Here is a 16,710-nt window from a genome sequence, read left to right as displayed (position 1 = left end):
GCGATGAACGGTTCCGCCGGTCGCAATTCACAAACACGCGCCATCGTCACCGGCGGCGCGCAAGGCATCGGCTTCGCCGTCGCCGAGGTGCTGGCCGACGAGGGCTGCCGCGCCCTGGCGCTGGTCGGCCGATCCAGGGAGAAGGGCGACAAGGCGGTCGCCGCACTTGCGAAAGACGGCGTCGAGGCCATCTTCATCAGCGCCGACGTCTCGGTGGTGGCCGATTGCAAGCGGGTCGTCGAAACGGCGATCGCTCATTTCGGCACCGTCAATGCGCTGGTCAACGCCGCCGCCACCTCGGCCCGCGGCTCACTGGTCGAGACCTCCGAGGATCTTTTTGACCAGATTTTTCAGACCAATGTGCGCGGCCCCTTCTTCCTGATGCAGGGCGTGGTGGCGCATCTGCTCGACAGCAAGGCGCCTGGCTCGATCGTCAACGTGCTGTCGATGTCGGCGCATTGCGGCCAGTCGTTCCTGGCGCCCTATTCGTCGAGCAAGGGCGCACTGGCGACGCTGACCAAGAATGTCGCCAATGCCTATCGCAGCAATCGCATCCGCTGCAACGCCGTGCTGCCCGGCTGGATGGATACCGAGGGCGAGGCGATCGTGCAGAAGAAATGGCACGACGCGCCGGACGACTGGCTGGAAAAGGCCGAGGCAGCGCAGCCGATGGGCCAGTTGGTGAAGCCGGCGCAGCTTGCCCGGCTGATCAGCTATATGATCAGCCCGCAGTCCGGCGTCATGACCGGCTCGCTGGTCGACTACGACCAAACCATTGCAGGGTCTTCGCCGGAATGATTGGTTCGACCAAACTCACCAAGGCACCCGGGGTCTGAAACCGCTCTCCTTCCCTGTTGCCGCCGTATCGCCATTTCTATATAGTCAAGATGGTCAGAATGGTCACGGAGGTCGAAATGCTGTCTGAGCCCAAAGAGGATAGCAACTGGACAGTCGCTGGGGCAAAAGCCCGGCTCTCGGAGGTTATCGAGCGTGCGCAGTCTTCGCCGCAGACGATCACCAGAAACGGCAAACCAAGCGTGGTTGTGGTCTCGGTCGAGGAATGGCAGCGAAAGACCGTACGCAAGGGTACGCTTGCGGAGTTCCTGCTGGAGTCGCCGCTGCGCGGCACCGATCTCAACCTTGAGCGTCAGCGCGACGAACCGCGTGATCTGCCGCTGTGAGGCTACTGCTCGATACGAATGTCCTGTCCGAGGTGACAAGGCCGGCGCCGAACGCACGCGTTCTGGACTGGCTGGACGGACTTGATGAGGACCGCTCATTCATCAGCGTCGTGTCGATCGCCGAGATCCGACGCGGCGTCGCCCTCATGGATGAGGGCCGGAAACGCGAGGCATTGGCCCAATGGCTCGCTCAAGACCTGCCGCAGCGTTTCGAACAGAGGGTTCTTCCTGTGGACGAACCGGTTGCCCTGGCCTGGGGAGACCTGATTGGCCTTGCGAAGCGTCGCGGTCGCGGTCTGTCGTCGATGGACGGCCTGATTGCAGCCACCGCGATCGCGCAGGAGCTCACCTTGGCAACGCGCAATACCAACGATTTCGAAGGCTTTGAAATCGAACTCTTCAATCCCTGGGCATGAACCGCTTGGCGCAGTGTGTTGGGCCTTAGGCGACCCGAAGCAAGGAGGGGGTGCGCTTCAGGACGGAGAAGACCTGTTCCCCAATCTCGCCTGGACGCGTGACAAGCACCTTGGCTTCGGCTATAGGGCTGGCATGATCCACCTGACCGCCTCGTTCTGGTACTTTAGCTACGGCAGCTCGCTGGCGGCGGGAGGATTGCGCTCGATCTGAAGATTGCAGCAACAACATCCGAACAGCCGCCAGACCTGGCGGCTTTTTTTGTTTCAGCCGGCAGGTCTCCCAACCAGGAGCAGAAAGCCGTGTTGACCACCACAGATGATCTTCGGGTCAAGGAAATCCGAGAGCTGAGTACGCCGGACGACGTGATGCGGGAGATACCGCGCACGCTGACGGCGACGCGCACCGTTGCCGCGTCACGCAACGCTATCCACGCCGTGCTGACCGGCGCCGACGATCGGCTGGTCGTCGTCGTCGGCCCCTGTTCGATCCACGACCCGGTCGCTGCCGTCGACTATGCCAGCCGGCTGGCGGCGCTGCGCGAGAGCCTGTCGGACCGGCTGGAAATCGTGATGCGCGTGTATTTCGAGAAGCCGCGCACGACGGTTGGCTGGAAGGGCCTGATCAACGATCCCGACCTGGACGGCAGCTTCGACATCGACAAGGGCCTGCGGATGGCCCGCAACGTGCTCTCTGCGGTCAACAATCTTGGCCTTCCGGCGGCGACCGAATTCCTCGACATGGCCACCCCGCAATACATTGCCGACCTCGTCGCCTGGGGCGCGATCGGCGCGCGCACGACAGAGAGCCAGATCCATCGCGAACTCGCATCCGGCCTGTCCTGCCCGGTCGGCTTCAAGAACGGCACCGACGGCAATTTGCGGATCGCCGCCGAGGCGGTGAAGTCCGCCGCCCAGCCGCACCATTTCATGGCCGTGACGAAGGGCGGGCGCAGCGCCATCGCGACGACCACCGGCAACGAGGACTGCCACGTCATCCTGCGCGGCGGCATTGTGCCGAACTATGACGCGACGAGCATAGCTGCCGCCTGCGCGGAACTCGGCCGGATCGGCGTAGGACCACGGCTGATGATCGACGTCAGCCACGCCAACAGCAACAAGAAGCCGGAGAACCAGCCGATGGTGGCGGCCGACGTCGCCGGCCAGGTCGCGGCAGGCGACGAACGCATCATCGGCGTCATGATCGAGAGCAACCTCGTCGCCGGCCGGCAGGAGGTCATGCCTGGCAAGCCGCTCGTCTATGGCCAGAGCATCACCGACGGCTGCATCGACTGGACAACCACCGAGACGGTGCTGCACGGCCTTGCCGACGCCGTCGAGCGGCGCCGGTCAGCGCGACGCGCCCTGATCGCCAGCCGTCCGGGAGCCGCCTGAAGCGGTTGGCACGGAATTTTGCGGGCGGTTGCTACCGTGCTGCTTGGCTTTGAAAGGCCGGCGCCGCCCCTCATGGGCAATGAGGGGCTGCGTCAATATCGACAATTGGCCCTCTCCAACACAAGCTCTCCCTTGCTCTGGCATGGGTGGCGTCGAGGCTCGGATTGCGGGTCGCTAGCGCACCGCGATCCAGCGCTGTTCCTCGAACGAGCGCGCCATGGCATGCACCGTGCGCTCGATCTCAAGGCCTTCGTCGAAATCGATGATCCGCGCCGGCTTGCCGGCCAGCCGCGTCAAAAGCTCGCGGCATTCGATGATCTTGAGGTCGTTGAAACCGAGGCCGTGGCCGGGCGCCGGCAGGAAGGCGTCGTAGGGCTTGTGGTGCGGCGCCACCAGGATGGTGCGATAGCCTTGCTCGGTCGGGCGGTCGGTTGTCAGGTAAAGCTGGAACTCGTTCATCCGCTCCTGGTCGTACAGGATCGAGCCCTTCGAGCCGAAGATCTGAATGGCGATCCGGCCCTTGCGGCCCCAAGCCGAACGGTTGACCAGCAGTGTGCCGGCAATGCCGTTTTCGAGATGCATCAGCACGCTGGCGATGTCGTAGGTCTCGACCGCGCGACGCCCGCCTGATGCGACGCGGCGATCGGCATAGGGCTTTGCCATGTCGCACATGACGCGGGCGACGCGGCCGAACAGCACCGAGACCAGCGACAGCGGATGCACGGCGAAATCGTCGAGCGCGCCGTAACCGGACGCCGCCTCGTGCTTCCAGAAGAACAGCGCCTCCGGGTCGGCCATGAAATCCTCGTCCATCTCGATGCGCAGATGATTGATTTCACCGATGATCTTCTCGTCGAGCAGCGCACCGATATGGCGGATCGCCGGATTCTGGATGTAGTTGTAGCCGAGCGCGGCCACCTTGCCGGATTTTTTGGTCGCCGCCGCCATGGCTTGCGCCTCGGCAAAACTCGGCGCCATCGGTTTTTCGCACCACAGATGCTTGCCGGCTTCGAGGATGGCGATGGCCATCTCCGGGTGGAACTGGTTCGGCGTGGTCAGCGAGACGATATCGACGTCCGGGTCATCGACGACGGCGCGCCAGTCGCCGGAGCCCTTGGCGAAGCCGAACTCGGTCGCCCGGCGCTTGGCAAGGTCGTCATCGACCTCGCCGAGATGGACCAGCCTTGGCTTGGCCACGTCGGGAAAGACGGCGCCGACCGCGTTCCACGCGATGGCGTGGCACTTGCCCATGAACCCCGTGCCGATAAGACCGACTCCGACCATTTCCTTGTCTCCACTGCCAGAAAGGTTGCGTGGATGAATTAGTCCATTTTTTTCAGAAATGGAACGCATGGCTCATTTTTTATGGCCTTCTTGCACAGGCTCGCTATGATGGGGCATCACACGGCATCGACTGATGGACCTGGGCGGAGCGACGATGGACGAACGGGTGCCCCGCGATTTCGAGACGCTGCGTACGACGATCCTGGAACGGCGCCAGAGCCTGCCCAAGCGCATCGCGCAGATCGCCGCCTATGCGCTCGACAATCCCGACGATATTGCCTTCGGCACCGCCGCCAGCATCGCCGCCTCCGCCGGCGTCCAGCCTTCGACCTTGATCCGCTTCGCCCAGCAGCTCGGCTTCGACGGCTTCACCAGCCTGCAGCTGGTGTTTCGCGAGCGCCTGCGCGAGCGCAATTCGTCCTATGATGAAAGGCTCGCGGCATTGCGCGCCAAGGCCGAGGAAGGCGCCGGTCACCGGGCGATTTTCGACGGCTTCGTCGCCGCGGCGAGTACCTCGCTCAACGATATTTCAGGCAGGTTGAACGAAGACCATTTCGAAGCTGCCATCGCCTTGCTGGCGAAGGCGGAGACGATTTATGTGCTGGCCAAGCGCCGCTCCTATCCGGTCGCCTCCTACATCGCCTATGCGCTGGGCAAGCTCAAGATCCGCAACCAGCTGATCGAATCAGCCGCCGGCCTCAACGCCGAGATGATCAGCTTTGCTTCGCCCAGGGATGCCGTCATCGCCATCAGTTTCTCGCCCTATGCCCCGGCGGCCATCGAGGAGGCGCGCGTCATCTCGGAGCAAGGCGTTCCGATCGTAGCGATCACCGACAGTTCCTTTTCCCCGCTCGCCCAGTTCGCCAAAGTCTGGTTCGAGGTCGCCGAGGCCGATTTCGCCGGCTTCCGCTCGCTGTCGGCGACGATGGCGCTGGCCATGGCGCTGACCGTTGCGGTCGGCGAAAAGCGGCGCGACACCGGCGGGAAGCGCAAGGCCTGACAGGCTACTTTTCGGCAAAGGAACGCGCGTTCCATATTGACTATCGATTGGAATTATTATTTCATATTGCCGGCGCCACGCTGCCGCTCGCGCGTGTTACCCAAGACAACAAGGCTGATGGGAGGTTCGAATGAGCGAAGCCGTGGACGCGAAACATGCGCCGCTCGACGTCATCACCATCGGCCGCGCCTCGGTCGATCTTTATGGCCAGCAGATCGGCTCGCGCCTGGAGGACATCACCTCCTTTGCCAAGTCGGTCGGCGGCTGTCCGGCCAACATTTCGGTCGGCACGGCGAGGCTCGGCCTGCGCTCGGCGCTGCTCACCCGCGTCGGCGACGAGCAGATGGGCCGCTTCATCCGCGAGCAGTTGACGCGCGAAGGGGTTTCGGTTGACGGCCTCAGGACCGATCCGGACCGGCTGACCGCGCTGGTGCTGCTGTCTGTCGAGGACGAGGGCGTGTCGCCGATGATCTTCTATCGCACCGACTGCGCCGACATGGCGCTTTCGGAAGACGACATCGATGAGACGTTCATCGCTTCGGCACGCGCGATCGTCGTCACCGGCACGCATTTTTCGCGGCCCAACAGCGACGCCGCGCAGCGCAAGGCGATCCGTGCCATCAAGGCCACGGGCGGCAAAGTGGTGTTCGACATCGACTACCGCCCTAATCTGTGGGGCCTTGCCGGCCATGCCGAAGGCTTCGAGCGCTATGTGAAATCCGACCGGGTCTCCGCCCAGCTGAAGACAGTGCTGCCCGACTGCGACCTGATCGTCGGCACCGAAGAAGAGATCATGATCGCCTCCGGTGCCGATGATTGCCTGAGCGCGTTGAAGACGATCCGCTCGCTGTCCAAGGCCACGATCGTCTTGAAGCGCGGCGCCATGGGCTGCATCGTCTATGACGGGCCGATCAGCGACGACCTCGAGGACGGGATCGTTGGCAAGGGTTTTCCGATCGAGGTCTACAATGTGCTCGGCGCCGGCGATGCCTTCATGTCGGGTTTTTTGCGCGGCTGGCTCGGCGGCGAAAGCCTGGAGACGGCAGCGACCTGGGCCAACGCCTGCGGCGCCTTCGCCGTGTCGCGGCTGCTCTGTGCACCGGAATACCCGACCTTCGAGGAATTGCAGTTCTTCCTGAAGAACGGCAGCAGGCACCTGGCGCTGCGCAAGGACGAGGCGATCAACCATATCCATTGGGCGACGACGCGCCGATGCGACATTCCCTCGCTGATGGCGCTGGCCTGCGATCACCGCATCCAGCTTGACGATGTCGCCGCGAAGGCGGGCGCCGACCCGTCGCGCATCCATGATTTCAAGGTGCTGACGGTCAAGGCGGCGGCAAAGGTTGCCGCCGGCCGCGCCGGCTACGGCATGCTGCTCGACGAAAAATACGGCCGCGAGGCGATGTTCGAATTCGCCCGCCATCCTTTCGCCTGGCTTGGCCGGCCAGTCGAATTGCCCGGATCGCGGCCGCTTCGTTTCGAATTCTCGCAGGATATCGGCTCGCAACTGATCGAGTGGCCGGTCGACCATTGCATCAAGTGCCTGTGCTTCTACCACCCCGACGATCCGGAGGCGCTAAAGGCCGAGCAGCAGCAGAAGCTCAAAAGCCTGTTCGGGGCCGCGCGGAAAGTAGGCAGGGAGCTTCTCATTGAGATCATCGCCGGCAAGCACGGCGAGCTCGACGACACGACGATCCCGCGGGCGCTGGAGGAACTCTATTCGCTTGATATCAAGCCCGACTGGTGGAAGCTTGAACCGCAGGCCTCAGCCGGGGCCTGGGCGAAGATCGAAGCGGTGATCCTGAAGAACGATCCGTGGTGCCGCGGGGTTGTGCTGCTCGGCCTCGAAGCGCCGCAGGACGAGCTGGAAGCGGCCTTTGCCGCCACCGCCAAGGCGCCCATCGTCAAGGGCTTCGCCGTCGGTCGCACCATCTTCATCAACGCGGCCGAACAATGGCTTGCCGGCAAGATGTCGGACGAGGAGGCGGTGGCCGACATGGCGTTGCGCTTCGAGGGGCTGACCAAGGCATGGCTTGCCGCGCGCGGCCGCAAAGCAGCATAAGAAGGCGCGGCACAAGGACTGCGAAGGAAAACAACATGACCAAGACAATCCGCCTGACGATGGCGCAGGCGCTGACCCGCTTTCTCGGCTGCCAGATGACCGAGATCGACGGCAGGAAAATGCCGATCTTCGGCGGCGTCTGGGCGATCTTCGGCCACGGCAATGTCGCCGGCATCGGCGAGGCGCTTTATCAGGTGCGCGACGAATTGCCGACTTTTCGCGCCCACAACGAACAGGCCATGGCGCATGCGGCGATCGCCTATGCCAAGGCCAATTTCCGCCGCCGGTTCATGGCGGCGACCAGTTCGATCGGCCCCGGCGCGCTCAACATGGTGACGGCGGCGGCACTTGCGCATGTAAACCGGTTGCCCGTCCTGTTTCTCCCCGGCGACGTCTTCGCCAATCGTATCCCCGATCCCGTGCTGCAGCAGGCAGAGGATTTCTCCGACGGAACGGCGACGGTCAATGACTGCTTCCGGCCGGTGTCGCGCTATTTCGACCGCATCACCCGGCCCGAGCAGATCATCCCGGCGCTCAACCGTGCGATGCAGGTGCTGACCGATCCGGCCGAATGCGGACCGGTGACCTTGGCGCTCTGCCAGGACGTGCAGGCCGAGGCCTTTGATTACCCCGAGAGCTTCTTTGCCGAACGGGTCTGGCATCAGCGCCGGCTGCGTCCGGACCGTGGGGAATTGGCGGCCGCCGTGGCGGCGCTGAAGGCGGCAACAAAGCCCTTGGTGATTGCCGGCGGCGGCGTGCTTTATTCGCAGGCTTCCGGCGAACTGGCGCAGCTGGCGCAAGGCGCCGGCATCCCGGTCTGCGAGACGCAGGGCGGCAAATCCTCGCTGCCGGACGATCATCCGCTCAACATGGCGGCGGTCGGCGTCACCGGCACTTTGGCGGCCAACCGGCTGGCTGAAGAAGCCGATGTCGTGCTTGCCGTCGGCACCAGGCTGCAGGATTTCACCACCGGCTCGTGGGCGCTGTTCAAGAATTCCGGCAAGACCATCATCGGGCTGAACGTCCAGCCTTTCGACGCGGGCAAGCACCAGGCGTTGCCGCTGGTAGCCGATGCGGCGGAAGGGCTGGCCGAGCTCGGCGCGGCGCTGAACGGCTGGCAGGCGCCGGCTGCCTGGACCGATAATGCGGCCAGCGGGAAGAAAGAATGGCAGGCCGAAGCCGGCAAGGTGACGGCCTCGACCAATGCCGCCTACCCGTCGGACGCGCAGGTGATCGGCGCCGTGCAACGCGCCATGGGCTCCGACGTGATATTGCTTCATGCCGCCGGCGGCCTGCCCGGCGAATTGCACAAGCTCTGGCAGGCGGGCGCGCCCGGCTCCTACCACGCCGAATACGGCTTCTCGACCATGGGCTACGAGATCGCTGGCGGGCTCGGCGTCAAGATGGCGAAGCCCGACGAAGAGGTCGTCGTCATGATCGGCGACGGCTCCTATCTGATGCTCAATTCCGAGATCGCAACCTCGGTCATGCTCGGCCTCAAGCTGACCATCGTGCTGCTCGACAACAGGGGCTACGGCTGCATCAACCGGCTGCAGATGGCAACCGGCGGCGCCAACTTCAACAATCTGCTGAAGGACGCCCGCCACGAGATTATGCCCGACATCGACTTCGCCGCGCATGCGGCAAGCCTCGGCGCCATCGCCGAGAAAGTTTCGTCGATCGCCGGGTTGGAAACGGCGCTGGCAAAAGCGAAAAACAATAGCAAGACGACGGTACTGGTCATCGACACCGACCCACTGGTGTCGACCGATGTCGGCGGCCATTGGTGGGACGTCGCCGTGCCGGAAGTTTCTTCGCGGCCGCAGGTCAACGCCGCACGCAAAGCCTATGAAGAAAAGCGGCGGATGCAGAGTGTTGGTGATTGATGTCGACGAATGAAAATTGAACGAACTGACATTGGAGTGACGACTTGAAAGCCAAACTGGGCATGTCCCCCATTGCATGGTGGAACGACGATCTTGCGGAACTCAGCGATGACGTGTCGCTGGAGGACTGCTTGGCGCAGTCGCGCTCGGCGGGCTTCACCGGCATGGAAATGGGCCGCCGTTTTCCCAGTGATCCGAAAATCATGCTGCCGATCCTGAAGAAGGCCGACGTGACGCTCTGCGGCGGCTGGTTCTCCGGTACGCTGGTCGACGAAGACATGGCCAGGAACAAGGATCGCATCCAGCCGATGATCGATCTGTTCAAGGCGGTGGACGCGCCCTGCATCGTCTATGGCGAGGTTGGCCGCTCCATCCAGGGTGACCGCTCAAAGCCGCTCGCCACCAAGCCGAGGCTTTCGGACGACGAGATGAAGGCCTATGCGAGGCGCCTCACGCAGTTCGGCGAATGGTGCGCCGAGCAAGGCATGCCGCTCTCCTACCACCATCATATGGCGGCGGTCGTCGAGACCGAGCCGGAGCTCGACGCGTTCATGCGCCATTCGGGAGAAGGCATTCCACTGCTGCTCGACGCCGGGCATCTGGCCTTTGCCGGCGGCGACGTTCTGCGCGCCATCGACAACCATCACCAACGCATCAACCATGTCCATGTGAAGGACGTGCGCATGGAGGTGATCGAAAAACTCGATCGCCAGAAGCAATCCTTCCTCGATGCCGTGGCGCTCGGCGCCTTCACGGTGCCGGGCGATGGCTCGCTGGATTTTGGTGCCATTGTGGAAAGGCTGGCGAACTACGGCTATGAAGGCTGGTTCGTGGTCGAGGCCGAGCAGGATCCCAAGAAGAATCCGCCGCTCACGATGGCGCAAGTCGGCTACAAGGAATTGATGCGGGTGATGACAGCTGCCGGCTACACGGTTGAAACGCAGGGCTTCCCCAATGCTTGAGCGAGTCTATTCCCGGCGACGGGGTGATCCGATGCGGGGGCTGATCCGATGAAGGACTCCGAGCATCCGTTCTTTCGGCCACTGTGGCGGCGCGTTGCCATCGTCGCCGTCTGCCTGGTCTGGTCCGTGGTCGAGTTTGCCACCGGCGCGCCGTTCTGGGGCATGATCGCGCTCGGCTTTGCCGGCTATGCCGTCTGGCAGTTCTTCTATCTCTACAAGCCGGCCGACGGCGGCAAGGATTCGGCCGACACCGAACCAAAGGAATGAGCCCGGATGTCGAAACTGCTCGTTAAAGCCGATAGGGGCCATGGCCGCGTCGCCCATGTGACGCCGCAAAACGCCGGCTGGACCTATGTCGGTTTCGATCTGCATCGATTGCGGCCCGGCGAGACCGTCTCCGGACAAACCGCGGACCGTGAAGTCTGCCTGGTGTTCGTCACCGGCAAGGGCAAAGCCAAGGCCGGCGGCAACGATCTCGGCCTGCTCGGCGAACGCATGTCGCCCTTCGAAGGCAAGCCGTGGTCGGTCTATGTGCCGCAGGGCTCTGACTGGTCGGTGACTGCCGACACCGGTCTCGAACTCGCGGTCTGCTCGGCGCCAGGGCTTGGCGGCGGCCTGCCGGTTCGCGTCATTGCGCCGAAGGATCTCGGCCAGGAGGTTCGCGGCAAGGGCACCAACACGCGCTATGTCACCAACATCCTGCCGGAAGGCAAGCCGGCCGATTCATTGCTGGTGGTCGAGGTCATCACGCCGGGCGGCCACACGTCGAGCTATCCGCCGCACAAGCATGACCAGGACAATCTGCCGGCCGAGTCCTATCTCGAGGAGACCTATTACCACCGGCTCAATCCGCCGCAGGGCTTTGCCTTCCAGCGCGTCTACACCGATGCCGATCGCAACGGCGCTCGTTCGCTCGACGAGGCGATGGCGATCGAGGACGGCGATATCGTGCTGGTGCCCAAGGGTTATCACCCTTGCGCCGCCTGCCATGGTTACGACCTCTACTACCTCAATGTCATGGCCGGGCCGAAGCGAACGTGGAAATTCCACAACGCGCCCGAGCACGAATGGCTGATGAAGGCCTGAGGCGCTGCCCGCCCGCGTCGGCAAACTGGCCCAAGCCGAAAAAATCGTCGGCTAATGACCCGCCTGAACAAGTTTGTTATCAGGAGCGATCTTCAGCTTCGTCATTTCGTCATGCAAATCGCCTATGGCAGCGGGAGTTGACGAGGACTTTCGATGCGCTACGCTATCTATTTCACCCCCCGGCAGGACGAACCGCTGGCGCGGATCGCCGCCAATTGGCTCGGCCGTGACCCGTTCGGAGCTGCCACGAGGCCGGTCGAGGCTGTAGGCGAACTGTCGGCGGCGGAAGTCGCCTTCCATACCGCTTCGGCGCGCCGCTACGGCTTTCATGCGACGCTGAAGGCGCCCTTCCGGCTGGCTTCGAACGAAACGGAAGCCGCGCTTCGCGCGGCACTGGACGGTTTCGCCGAAACGACGCCGGTGGTGACGATCCCACGGATGGTCGTCAGCCAGATCGACGGCTTCTTCGCGCTGGTGCCGGAAGGTCCGCTGCCGGCGCTCAACCGCGTCGCCGACGACGTCGTGCGCGACTTCGACCGTTTTCGCGCGCCGCTGAGCGAGGCTGAGATCGAACGGCGCAGCCCTGACTCGCTGAAGCCGGCTGAATTCCGCAATCTCTGCCAGTGGGGTTACCCCTATGTCTTCGAGACCTTCCGTTTTCATATGACGCTGTCCGGCCGGGCCTCGTCACAGGAAAGCCCTCGTCTTCGCGCAGCAATCGACAGCCTGTTTGCGGGAGTCCTGCAACGGCCGGTGCCGGTGGACGCGCTGACCCTGTTTGTCGAAACCGAACCTGGCGCCCCGTTCATGGTGCTTTCCCATCATGCGCTCGGGCGCCGCCCGGCGAGAAAAACTGCCTGAAAGCTACTTGTTTTAACCGCTTTTGTGCGACGCCAACTCATCCCAATCGGTGATTCAATTGGCTGCAAAAATGCTCCAAGGACTGCCTGAAATGACCGTCGAGACCGTTCTCAACAATGCCCGCATCGTGCTCGCCGACGAGATCGTCGAAGGCTCGATCGTGCTGCGCGACGGCTTGATCGCCGGGATCGATGCCGGCGCCGGCCGGAACGGCGAGGACATGGGCGGCGATTTCATCATTCCCGGGCTGGTCGAGCTTCATACCGACCACCTGGAGGGTCACTACGCGCCGCGGCCGAAGGTGCGCTGGAACCCGATCGCCGCCGTTCTCGCCCACGACGCGCAGGTGGCGACCGCCGGCATCACCACCGTGCTCGATGCCTTGCGCGTCGGCATGGACGACGACGCCGACATGAATTCGGCCGACATGCGCAAGCTGGCCGATGCGATCGAGGACAGCGTCCAGCAGGACCGGCTGCGGGCCGACCATTTCATCCATCTGCGCTGCGAGGTTTCGGCGCCGGATTGCCTCGCAGCCTTCGCGCATTTTGACGGCGATGACAGGATCAAGCTGGCGTCGCTGATGGACCATGCGCCGGGACAGCGTCAGTTCGTCGATTTGGAAACCTATGCCTACTACTACCAGCGCAAGCTGAAGCTGACGGACCGCGAATTCCAGCAATTCTGCGAGAAGCGGATGGCGGAGTCGGCGACGAATTCGGGGCCGAACCGCGCCTTCATCGCTGCCGCCTGCCATCAGCGCGGCATCGTGCTGGCCAGCCATGACGACGCCACGACCGGCCATGTCGACGAGGCGATCGAACAAGGCGTCCGCGTCGCCGAATTCCCGACCACCAAAGAGGCCGCAAAAGCTTCGAAGGCGGCTGGGCTCGGGGTGCTGATGGGCGCCCCGAACGTCATGCGCGGCGCCTCGCATTCGGGCAATGTTTCGGCCCGGACACTCGCCGGCGAAGGCCTGCTCAACATATTGTCGTCCGACTACATCCCCTTCAGCCTGATCCAGTCGGCGTTTTTCCTCGGCGACGTTGTCGACGGCATCTCCCTGCCGCAGGCGGTGGCGATGGTTTCGAAGAACCCGGCCGAGGCAGTCGGCCTTGCCGACCGTGGTGTCATCGAGCAGGGCCGGCGCGCCGATCTGGTTCGCGTCCGTCTTGACGATCATGTCCCGGTTGTCCGCACGGTCTGGCGGCAGGGACGTCGGGTCGCGTGATGGTGTCGGCGTCGATCGAGCGTGAATTGTCGGCCGCGGCGTTTCCGATCCGCGACGGGGTGTTCGTCGCTGTCGTCGGGCCGAGCGGCGCCGGCAAGGACACGGTGATCGGCTATGCCCGGTCGCTGTTTGCCGACGAGACCCGGCTGGAGTTCGTGCGCCGGGTCATCACCCGGCCGAGTGACACGGCAAGCGAGGATCACGACACGCTGGCCGATGCGGCCTTCGTCGAGGCGGAAGCGGATGGCGCCTTCGCCATCTCGTGGGAGGCGCATGGCTTGCGCTACGGCATCCCGGCTGAAGTCGACCGGTCGGTGGCCAATGGCCGCGTCGCCATCGCCAATGTCTCCCGCGCCATCATCCCGGCGCTGCGCGATCGCTATGCCAATCTGGCTGTCGTCGAGATCACCGCATCGCCGCAGATCCTGGCCGAACGACTGGCGATGCGCGGCCGCGAATCGCGCGGCGAAGTGCTGGCGCGGCTGGCGCGCAGCGCCAATGTGGCGTTGTCCGGGCCAGGCGTCACCCCGATCGACAATAGCGGCCAGCGCGAGGCGGCCGGCGAGCGTTTTGTCGAAGTGCTGCGCAAGGCAATGGCCTTCTCCGACCGGTCGGGCACGATTTAAGTCGCCTCTTACCTTCTCTCTCTGTGGGAGAAGGGAGAGGCGGAGCCACTACTCCGCTGCGGCGCCGGCCGCGCCTTTGCGGGTTGCCTCCAGCATCAGCCGCCGCTCCCGGTACACGCCCCATTGCTGGTCGACCAGCACGCCGATCAAGATCACGCCGCCCATCACCGCGAAATTGAGCGAGGACGGGATGCCGAGCAGGTTGACGAGGTTTTGCAGTTCCTGCAGCAGAACCGTACCTAGGATCACGCCGATCAGCGAGCCTTCGCCGCCGCGCAGCGAGAAGCCGCCGAGCACAGCTGCGGCAATGGCGTAGAGTTCGTAGAACTGGCCGTGGCTGGCCGGCGAGATCGAGCGCGTGTACATGGCGAAATAGATCGCCGACAGCGCCGTCAGCACACCGCAGATGACATAGGCCGCCATGACGACGCGGCCGGTGCGGATGCCGGAATATTTTGCCGCCTCCTCGTTTTTTCCGATGGCATAGAGGTAGCGGCCGAACACCGAACGGTGCAGCACCACCCACATCACGATGGCGATGACGATCAGCGCGATGAAGCTGTTCGGCACGCCATAGGATCGTCCGGCGGTCAGGAATTCGAGCTCCGGGAAATTCTGCCCGAAGGCAAAGCCCGCCGTGCCGTCGGCTGTGTAGAACCGCGCCACGCCGCGATAGATCAACAGGCCGCACAGCGTCACCACGAAAGGCTGCAATTTGAGCCGCGTGATCAGCCAGCCATGTGCCAGCCCGATGATGCCGCCAAGCACCAGGATCACCGGCAGTGCCACCGGCCATGCCATGCCGCGCGTGGCGATGAAATCGACGAACAGGACGCCGAGCAGCGCAACCACCGAGCCGACCGACAATTCGATGCCGCCGGTGATGATGACGAAGGCCTGGCCGATCGCCAGGATGCCGAACAGCCCGATCAGGTTCGAGGTGTTGGCGAGGTTGATCGGCAGCAGGAAGCGCGGATTGATGATCGCCACCACCGCTCCGACCACGAGGATCAGGATCAGCAGGCCGAGATCTTTCTTGCTCATCGTCTTCTCCCCAATGCCTGCCTAAGCAGGTTCCGCAAAAGTGTTCCGCGGTTGCGGTCAAGAACCTGCGCGAACAAAAACTATCTCGGCTGCTTGCCGACGGCCAGCAACAGCACGTTTTCCTGGCTGAACTGTTCCTTGTCGAGGATGCCTGAGATCTGGCCCTCATGCATGACGGCGATGCGGTCGGAGACGCCGATCACCTCCTCCATGTCGCTCGATATCATCAGCACGGCGACGCCGGCATCGGCCAGCGCCCGCATCAGCCCATAGATCTCCGCCTTGGCGCCTATGTCGATGCCGCGCGTCGGCTCGTCGAGGATCATCACCCTGGGGCTCATGGCCAGCCACTTGGCCAGCACCACCTTTTGCTGGTTGCCGCCGGACAGCGTGCCGGTACGCGTCGCCACCGAGGGCGCCTTGATGCCGAGATTGCGTTTCTGCTTCTCGGCGGTGACGGCTTCGGCGCGGGCAGAGACCAGGGATCGCCGGGCATGCGCCGGCAGATTGGGGAGCGAAATATTCTGGGCAATCGACAGGTCGAGCAGGATGCCGGTCAGCTTGCGGTCTTCCGGGACGAGGAAGATCCCGTTGGCCACAGCGTCGGCCGCCGAACCAAGAACCAGATCTTTTCCATCAAGCTGGAGCGCGCCGCCAAGGCTCTTCTCGATGCCGAAAAGCACGCGCGCCAGTTCCGTGCGGCCGGAGCCGACAAGACCCGCCATGCCAAGGATTTCGCCGCGCCTGACGCCGAAATCGACCGGCCGGTCGGGATAGGCGCTGGTGCGAACGGCCTTGGCCGACAGCGCGACGGCGCCGGGCGGGCGCGCCGATTCTGCGGCCTTCTCCCGCTCCTTCAGCATGCGGCCGATCATCAGCTTGACCATAGAGTCGTGGTTGATGGCGTTCTTCGGCAGCGTGCCGGCAAGCATGCCGTCCCTCAGCACGACGACGCGATCGGCAACCCGCTCGACCTCGTGAAGGCGATGCGAGATGAAGATGACGCTGATGCCGTCTGCCTTCAGCGCCTTGATGACATCGAGCAGCTTGTCGGTTTCGGCTAGCGGCAGGCTCGACGTCGGCTCGTCGAGGATGACCAGCCGCGCCTCGATCGATAGCGCCTTGGCGATTTCGACCATCTGCTGCTGGGCAAGTGACAGCGCCGATACCGGGGTGTTTGCCGAGAAATTGGCGCCCACGCGTTTGAGCAGCGGCGCCGCCAGCGTGCGCAGCCTGGTGCGGTCGACAAGCCTGAGCGGACCGGCGCGCAACGGCTCGCGGCCGAAAAAGATGTTGGCGGCAACGTCGAGGTTTTCGAACAGGTTGAGTTCCTGGTGGACGAAAGCGATGCCGGAACCGATACTCGCCTCGACGGTCAGCCGGTCATGGGCGACGCCGTCGACGGTGATCGTGCCGGTGTCGGGTGTGGTCACGCCGCCGAGGATCTTCATCAGCGTCGACTTGCCGGCGCCGTTTTCGCCGACGAGGCCGATAACCTCGCCAGGCCTGACCTCCAGCGAAAACCCGTCCAGCGCGACCACGCCGGGATAGGTCTTGCGCACGCCCTCGAGACTGAGGAACGGAGCAATCGTCGATGCGCCGATGGATGCGTCGGAATAATTCATCATGCCTGACAGCAGCCGGTGGGCCGTTCTAGCCACATCTGCAGACTGACG

General features: G+C 63.9%; 16 protein-coding genes. 13 read left to right on the top strand and 3 right to left on the bottom strand.

Annotated elements, in window-relative coordinates:
- Positions 1–3: 3 nt before the first annotated feature.
- From AC0L2A_RS06710 to AC0L2A_RS06695, 4 genes are all read left to right on the top strand, one after another.
- On the top strand, positions 4–798 hold the full coding sequence (locus AC0L2A_RS06710) for an SDR family oxidoreductase (RefSeq protein ID WP_473608037.1): 795 nt from the start codon (positions 4–6) through the stop codon (positions 796–798).
- A 98-nt stretch (positions 799–896) separates the two neighbouring features.
- Positions 897–1,181, top strand: coding sequence for a type II toxin-antitoxin system prevent-host-death family antitoxin (locus tag AC0L2A_RS06705; protein WP_473608036.1), 285 nt, complete (start codon positions 897–899; stop codon positions 1,179–1,181).
- Positions 1,178–1,597, top strand: a complete 420-nt coding sequence (locus AC0L2A_RS06700) for a PIN domain-containing protein (RefSeq protein WP_473608035.1) — start codon at positions 1,178–1,180, stop codon at positions 1,595–1,597. The genes AC0L2A_RS06705 and AC0L2A_RS06700 overlap by 4 nt, the downstream gene beginning before the upstream one ends.
- Positions 1,598–1,897: 300 nt before the next feature.
- Positions 1,898–2,989 carry a 3-deoxy-7-phosphoheptulonate synthase gene (locus AC0L2A_RS06695; RefSeq protein WP_473608033.1) on the top strand — a complete coding sequence of 364 codons (1,092 nt, stop codon included), beginning with the start codon at positions 1,898–1,900 and terminating at the stop codon, positions 2,987–2,989.
- 174 nt (positions 2,990–3,163) lie between these two features.
- Here AC0L2A_RS06695 and AC0L2A_RS06690 read toward each other — a convergent pair whose 3' ends face one another.
- A complete protein-coding gene (locus AC0L2A_RS06690; RefSeq protein ID WP_473608032.1) occupies positions 3,164–4,273 on the bottom strand; it encodes a Gfo/Idh/MocA family protein in 1,110 nt (369 codons plus the stop codon).
- Positions 4,274–4,427: 154 nt separating this feature from the next.
- On the opposite strand from AC0L2A_RS06690, the gene AC0L2A_RS06685 reads away from it, so the two are divergent.
- From AC0L2A_RS06685 to phnN, 9 genes are all read left to right on the top strand, one after another.
- The gene (locus AC0L2A_RS06685; RefSeq protein ID WP_473608031.1) at positions 4,428–5,273 is read left to right on the top strand and encodes a MurR/RpiR family transcriptional regulator; all 846 of its coding nucleotides are present in this window, start codon (positions 4,428–4,430) and stop codon (positions 5,271–5,273) included.
- 130 nt (positions 5,274–5,403) lie between these two features.
- The gene (locus AC0L2A_RS06680; RefSeq protein WP_473608030.1) at positions 5,404–7,338 is read left to right on the top strand and encodes a bifunctional 5-dehydro-2-deoxygluconokinase/5-dehydro-2-deoxyphosphogluconate aldolase; all 1,935 of its coding nucleotides are present in this window, start codon (positions 5,404–5,406) and stop codon (positions 7,336–7,338) included.
- Between the two features lie 35 nt (positions 7,339–7,373).
- Positions 7,374–9,224: a 3D-(3,5/4)-trihydroxycyclohexane-1,2-dione acylhydrolase (decyclizing) gene (gene iolD / locus AC0L2A_RS06675; protein ID WP_473608028.1), complete on the top strand. Its 1,851-nt coding sequence runs from the start codon at positions 7,374–7,376 to the stop codon at positions 9,222–9,224.
- Positions 9,225–9,268: 44 nt separating this feature from the next.
- Positions 9,269–10,186 (top strand): myo-inosose-2 dehydratase, encoded by a 918-nt coding sequence (iolE, locus tag AC0L2A_RS06670; protein WP_473608027.1) that lies wholly within the window; start codon positions 9,269–9,271, stop codon positions 10,184–10,186.
- A gap of 48 nt (positions 10,187–10,234) precedes the next feature.
- Positions 10,235–10,453: a DUF3329 domain-containing protein gene (locus tag AC0L2A_RS06665; protein WP_287220443.1), complete on the top strand. Its 219-nt coding sequence runs from the start codon at positions 10,235–10,237 to the stop codon at positions 10,451–10,453.
- Between the two features lie 6 nt (positions 10,454–10,459).
- The gene (gene iolB, locus AC0L2A_RS06660; protein ID WP_473608025.1) at positions 10,460–11,272 is read left to right on the top strand and encodes a 5-deoxy-glucuronate isomerase; all 813 of its coding nucleotides are present in this window, start codon (positions 10,460–10,462) and stop codon (positions 11,270–11,272) included.
- A gap of 153 nt (positions 11,273–11,425) precedes the next feature.
- A complete protein-coding gene (locus AC0L2A_RS06655) occupies positions 11,426–12,133 on the top strand; it encodes a DUF1045 domain-containing protein (protein WP_473608024.1) in 708 nt (235 codons plus the stop codon).
- 91 nt (positions 12,134–12,224) lie between these two features.
- Positions 12,225–13,364: an alpha-D-ribose 1-methylphosphonate 5-triphosphate diphosphatase gene (locus tag AC0L2A_RS06650; RefSeq protein WP_473608023.1), complete on the top strand. Its 1,140-nt coding sequence runs from the start codon at positions 12,225–12,227 to the stop codon at positions 13,362–13,364.
- Positions 13,361–13,990, top strand: a complete 630-nt coding sequence (gene phnN / locus AC0L2A_RS06645; protein ID WP_023796945.1) for a phosphonate metabolism protein/1,5-bisphosphokinase (PRPP-forming) PhnN — start codon at positions 13,361–13,363, stop codon at positions 13,988–13,990. Before AC0L2A_RS06650 ends, phnN begins: the two co-directional genes overlap by 4 nt.
- Positions 13,991–14,038: 48 nt before the next feature.
- On the opposite strand, the gene AC0L2A_RS06640 is transcribed toward phnN, so the two are convergent.
- A complete protein-coding gene (locus tag AC0L2A_RS06640; protein ID WP_473608022.1) occupies positions 14,039–15,034 on the bottom strand; it encodes an ABC transporter permease in 996 nt (331 codons plus the stop codon).
- An 80-nt stretch (positions 15,035–15,114) separates the two neighbouring features.
- Positions 15,115–16,662 carry a sugar ABC transporter ATP-binding protein gene (locus tag AC0L2A_RS06635; RefSeq protein ID WP_473608136.1) on the bottom strand — a complete coding sequence of 516 codons (1,548 nt, stop codon included), beginning with the start codon at positions 16,660–16,662 and terminating at the stop codon, positions 15,115–15,117.
- Positions 16,663–16,710 lie beyond the last annotated feature (48 nt).

The organism is Mesorhizobium sp. WSM4844 (genome assembly GCF_055811775.1).
This window is presented reverse-complemented; position numbering and strand designations above follow the sequence as displayed.

Excerpts from the sequence above, each read along its gene's own strand:
- AC0L2A_RS06640 (WP_473608022.1), bottom strand. The coding sequence starts at position 15,034 with ATGAGCAAGAAAGATCTCGGCCTGCTGATCCTGATCCTCGTGGTCGGA.
- iolB (WP_473608025.1), top strand. The coding sequence starts at position 10,460 with ATGTCGAAACTGCTCGTTAAAGCCGATAGGGGCCATGGCCGCGTCGCC.
- AC0L2A_RS06650 (WP_473608023.1), top strand. The coding sequence starts at position 12,225 with ATGACCGTCGAGACCGTTCTCAACAATGCCCGCATCGTGCTCGCCGAC.
- iolD (WP_473608028.1), top strand. The coding sequence starts at position 7,374 with ATGACCAAGACAATCCGCCTGACGATGGCGCAGGCGCTGACCCGCTTT.
- AC0L2A_RS06690 (WP_473608032.1), bottom strand. The coding sequence starts at position 4,273 with ATGGTCGGAGTCGGTCTTATCGGCACGGGGTTCATGGGCAAGTGCCAC.
- AC0L2A_RS06685 (WP_473608031.1), top strand. The coding sequence starts at position 4,428 with ATGGACGAACGGGTGCCCCGCGATTTCGAGACGCTGCGTACGACGATC.
- AC0L2A_RS06710 (WP_473608037.1), top strand. The coding sequence starts at position 4 with ATGAACGGTTCCGCCGGTCGCAATTCACAAACACGCGCCATCGTCACC.
- AC0L2A_RS06665 (WP_287220443.1), top strand. The coding sequence starts at position 10,235 with ATGAAGGACTCCGAGCATCCGTTCTTTCGGCCACTGTGGCGGCGCGTT.
- AC0L2A_RS06705 (WP_473608036.1), top strand. The coding sequence starts at position 897 with ATGGTCACGGAGGTCGAAATGCTGTCTGAGCCCAAAGAGGATAGCAAC.
- AC0L2A_RS06680 (WP_473608030.1), top strand. The coding sequence starts at position 5,404 with ATGAGCGAAGCCGTGGACGCGAAACATGCGCCGCTCGACGTCATCACC.
- AC0L2A_RS06635 (WP_473608136.1), bottom strand. The coding sequence starts at position 16,662 with ATGATGAATTATTCCGACGCATCCATCGGCGCATCGACGATTGCTCCG.
- AC0L2A_RS06655 (WP_473608024.1), top strand. The coding sequence starts at position 11,426 with ATGCGCTACGCTATCTATTTCACCCCCCGGCAGGACGAACCGCTGGCG.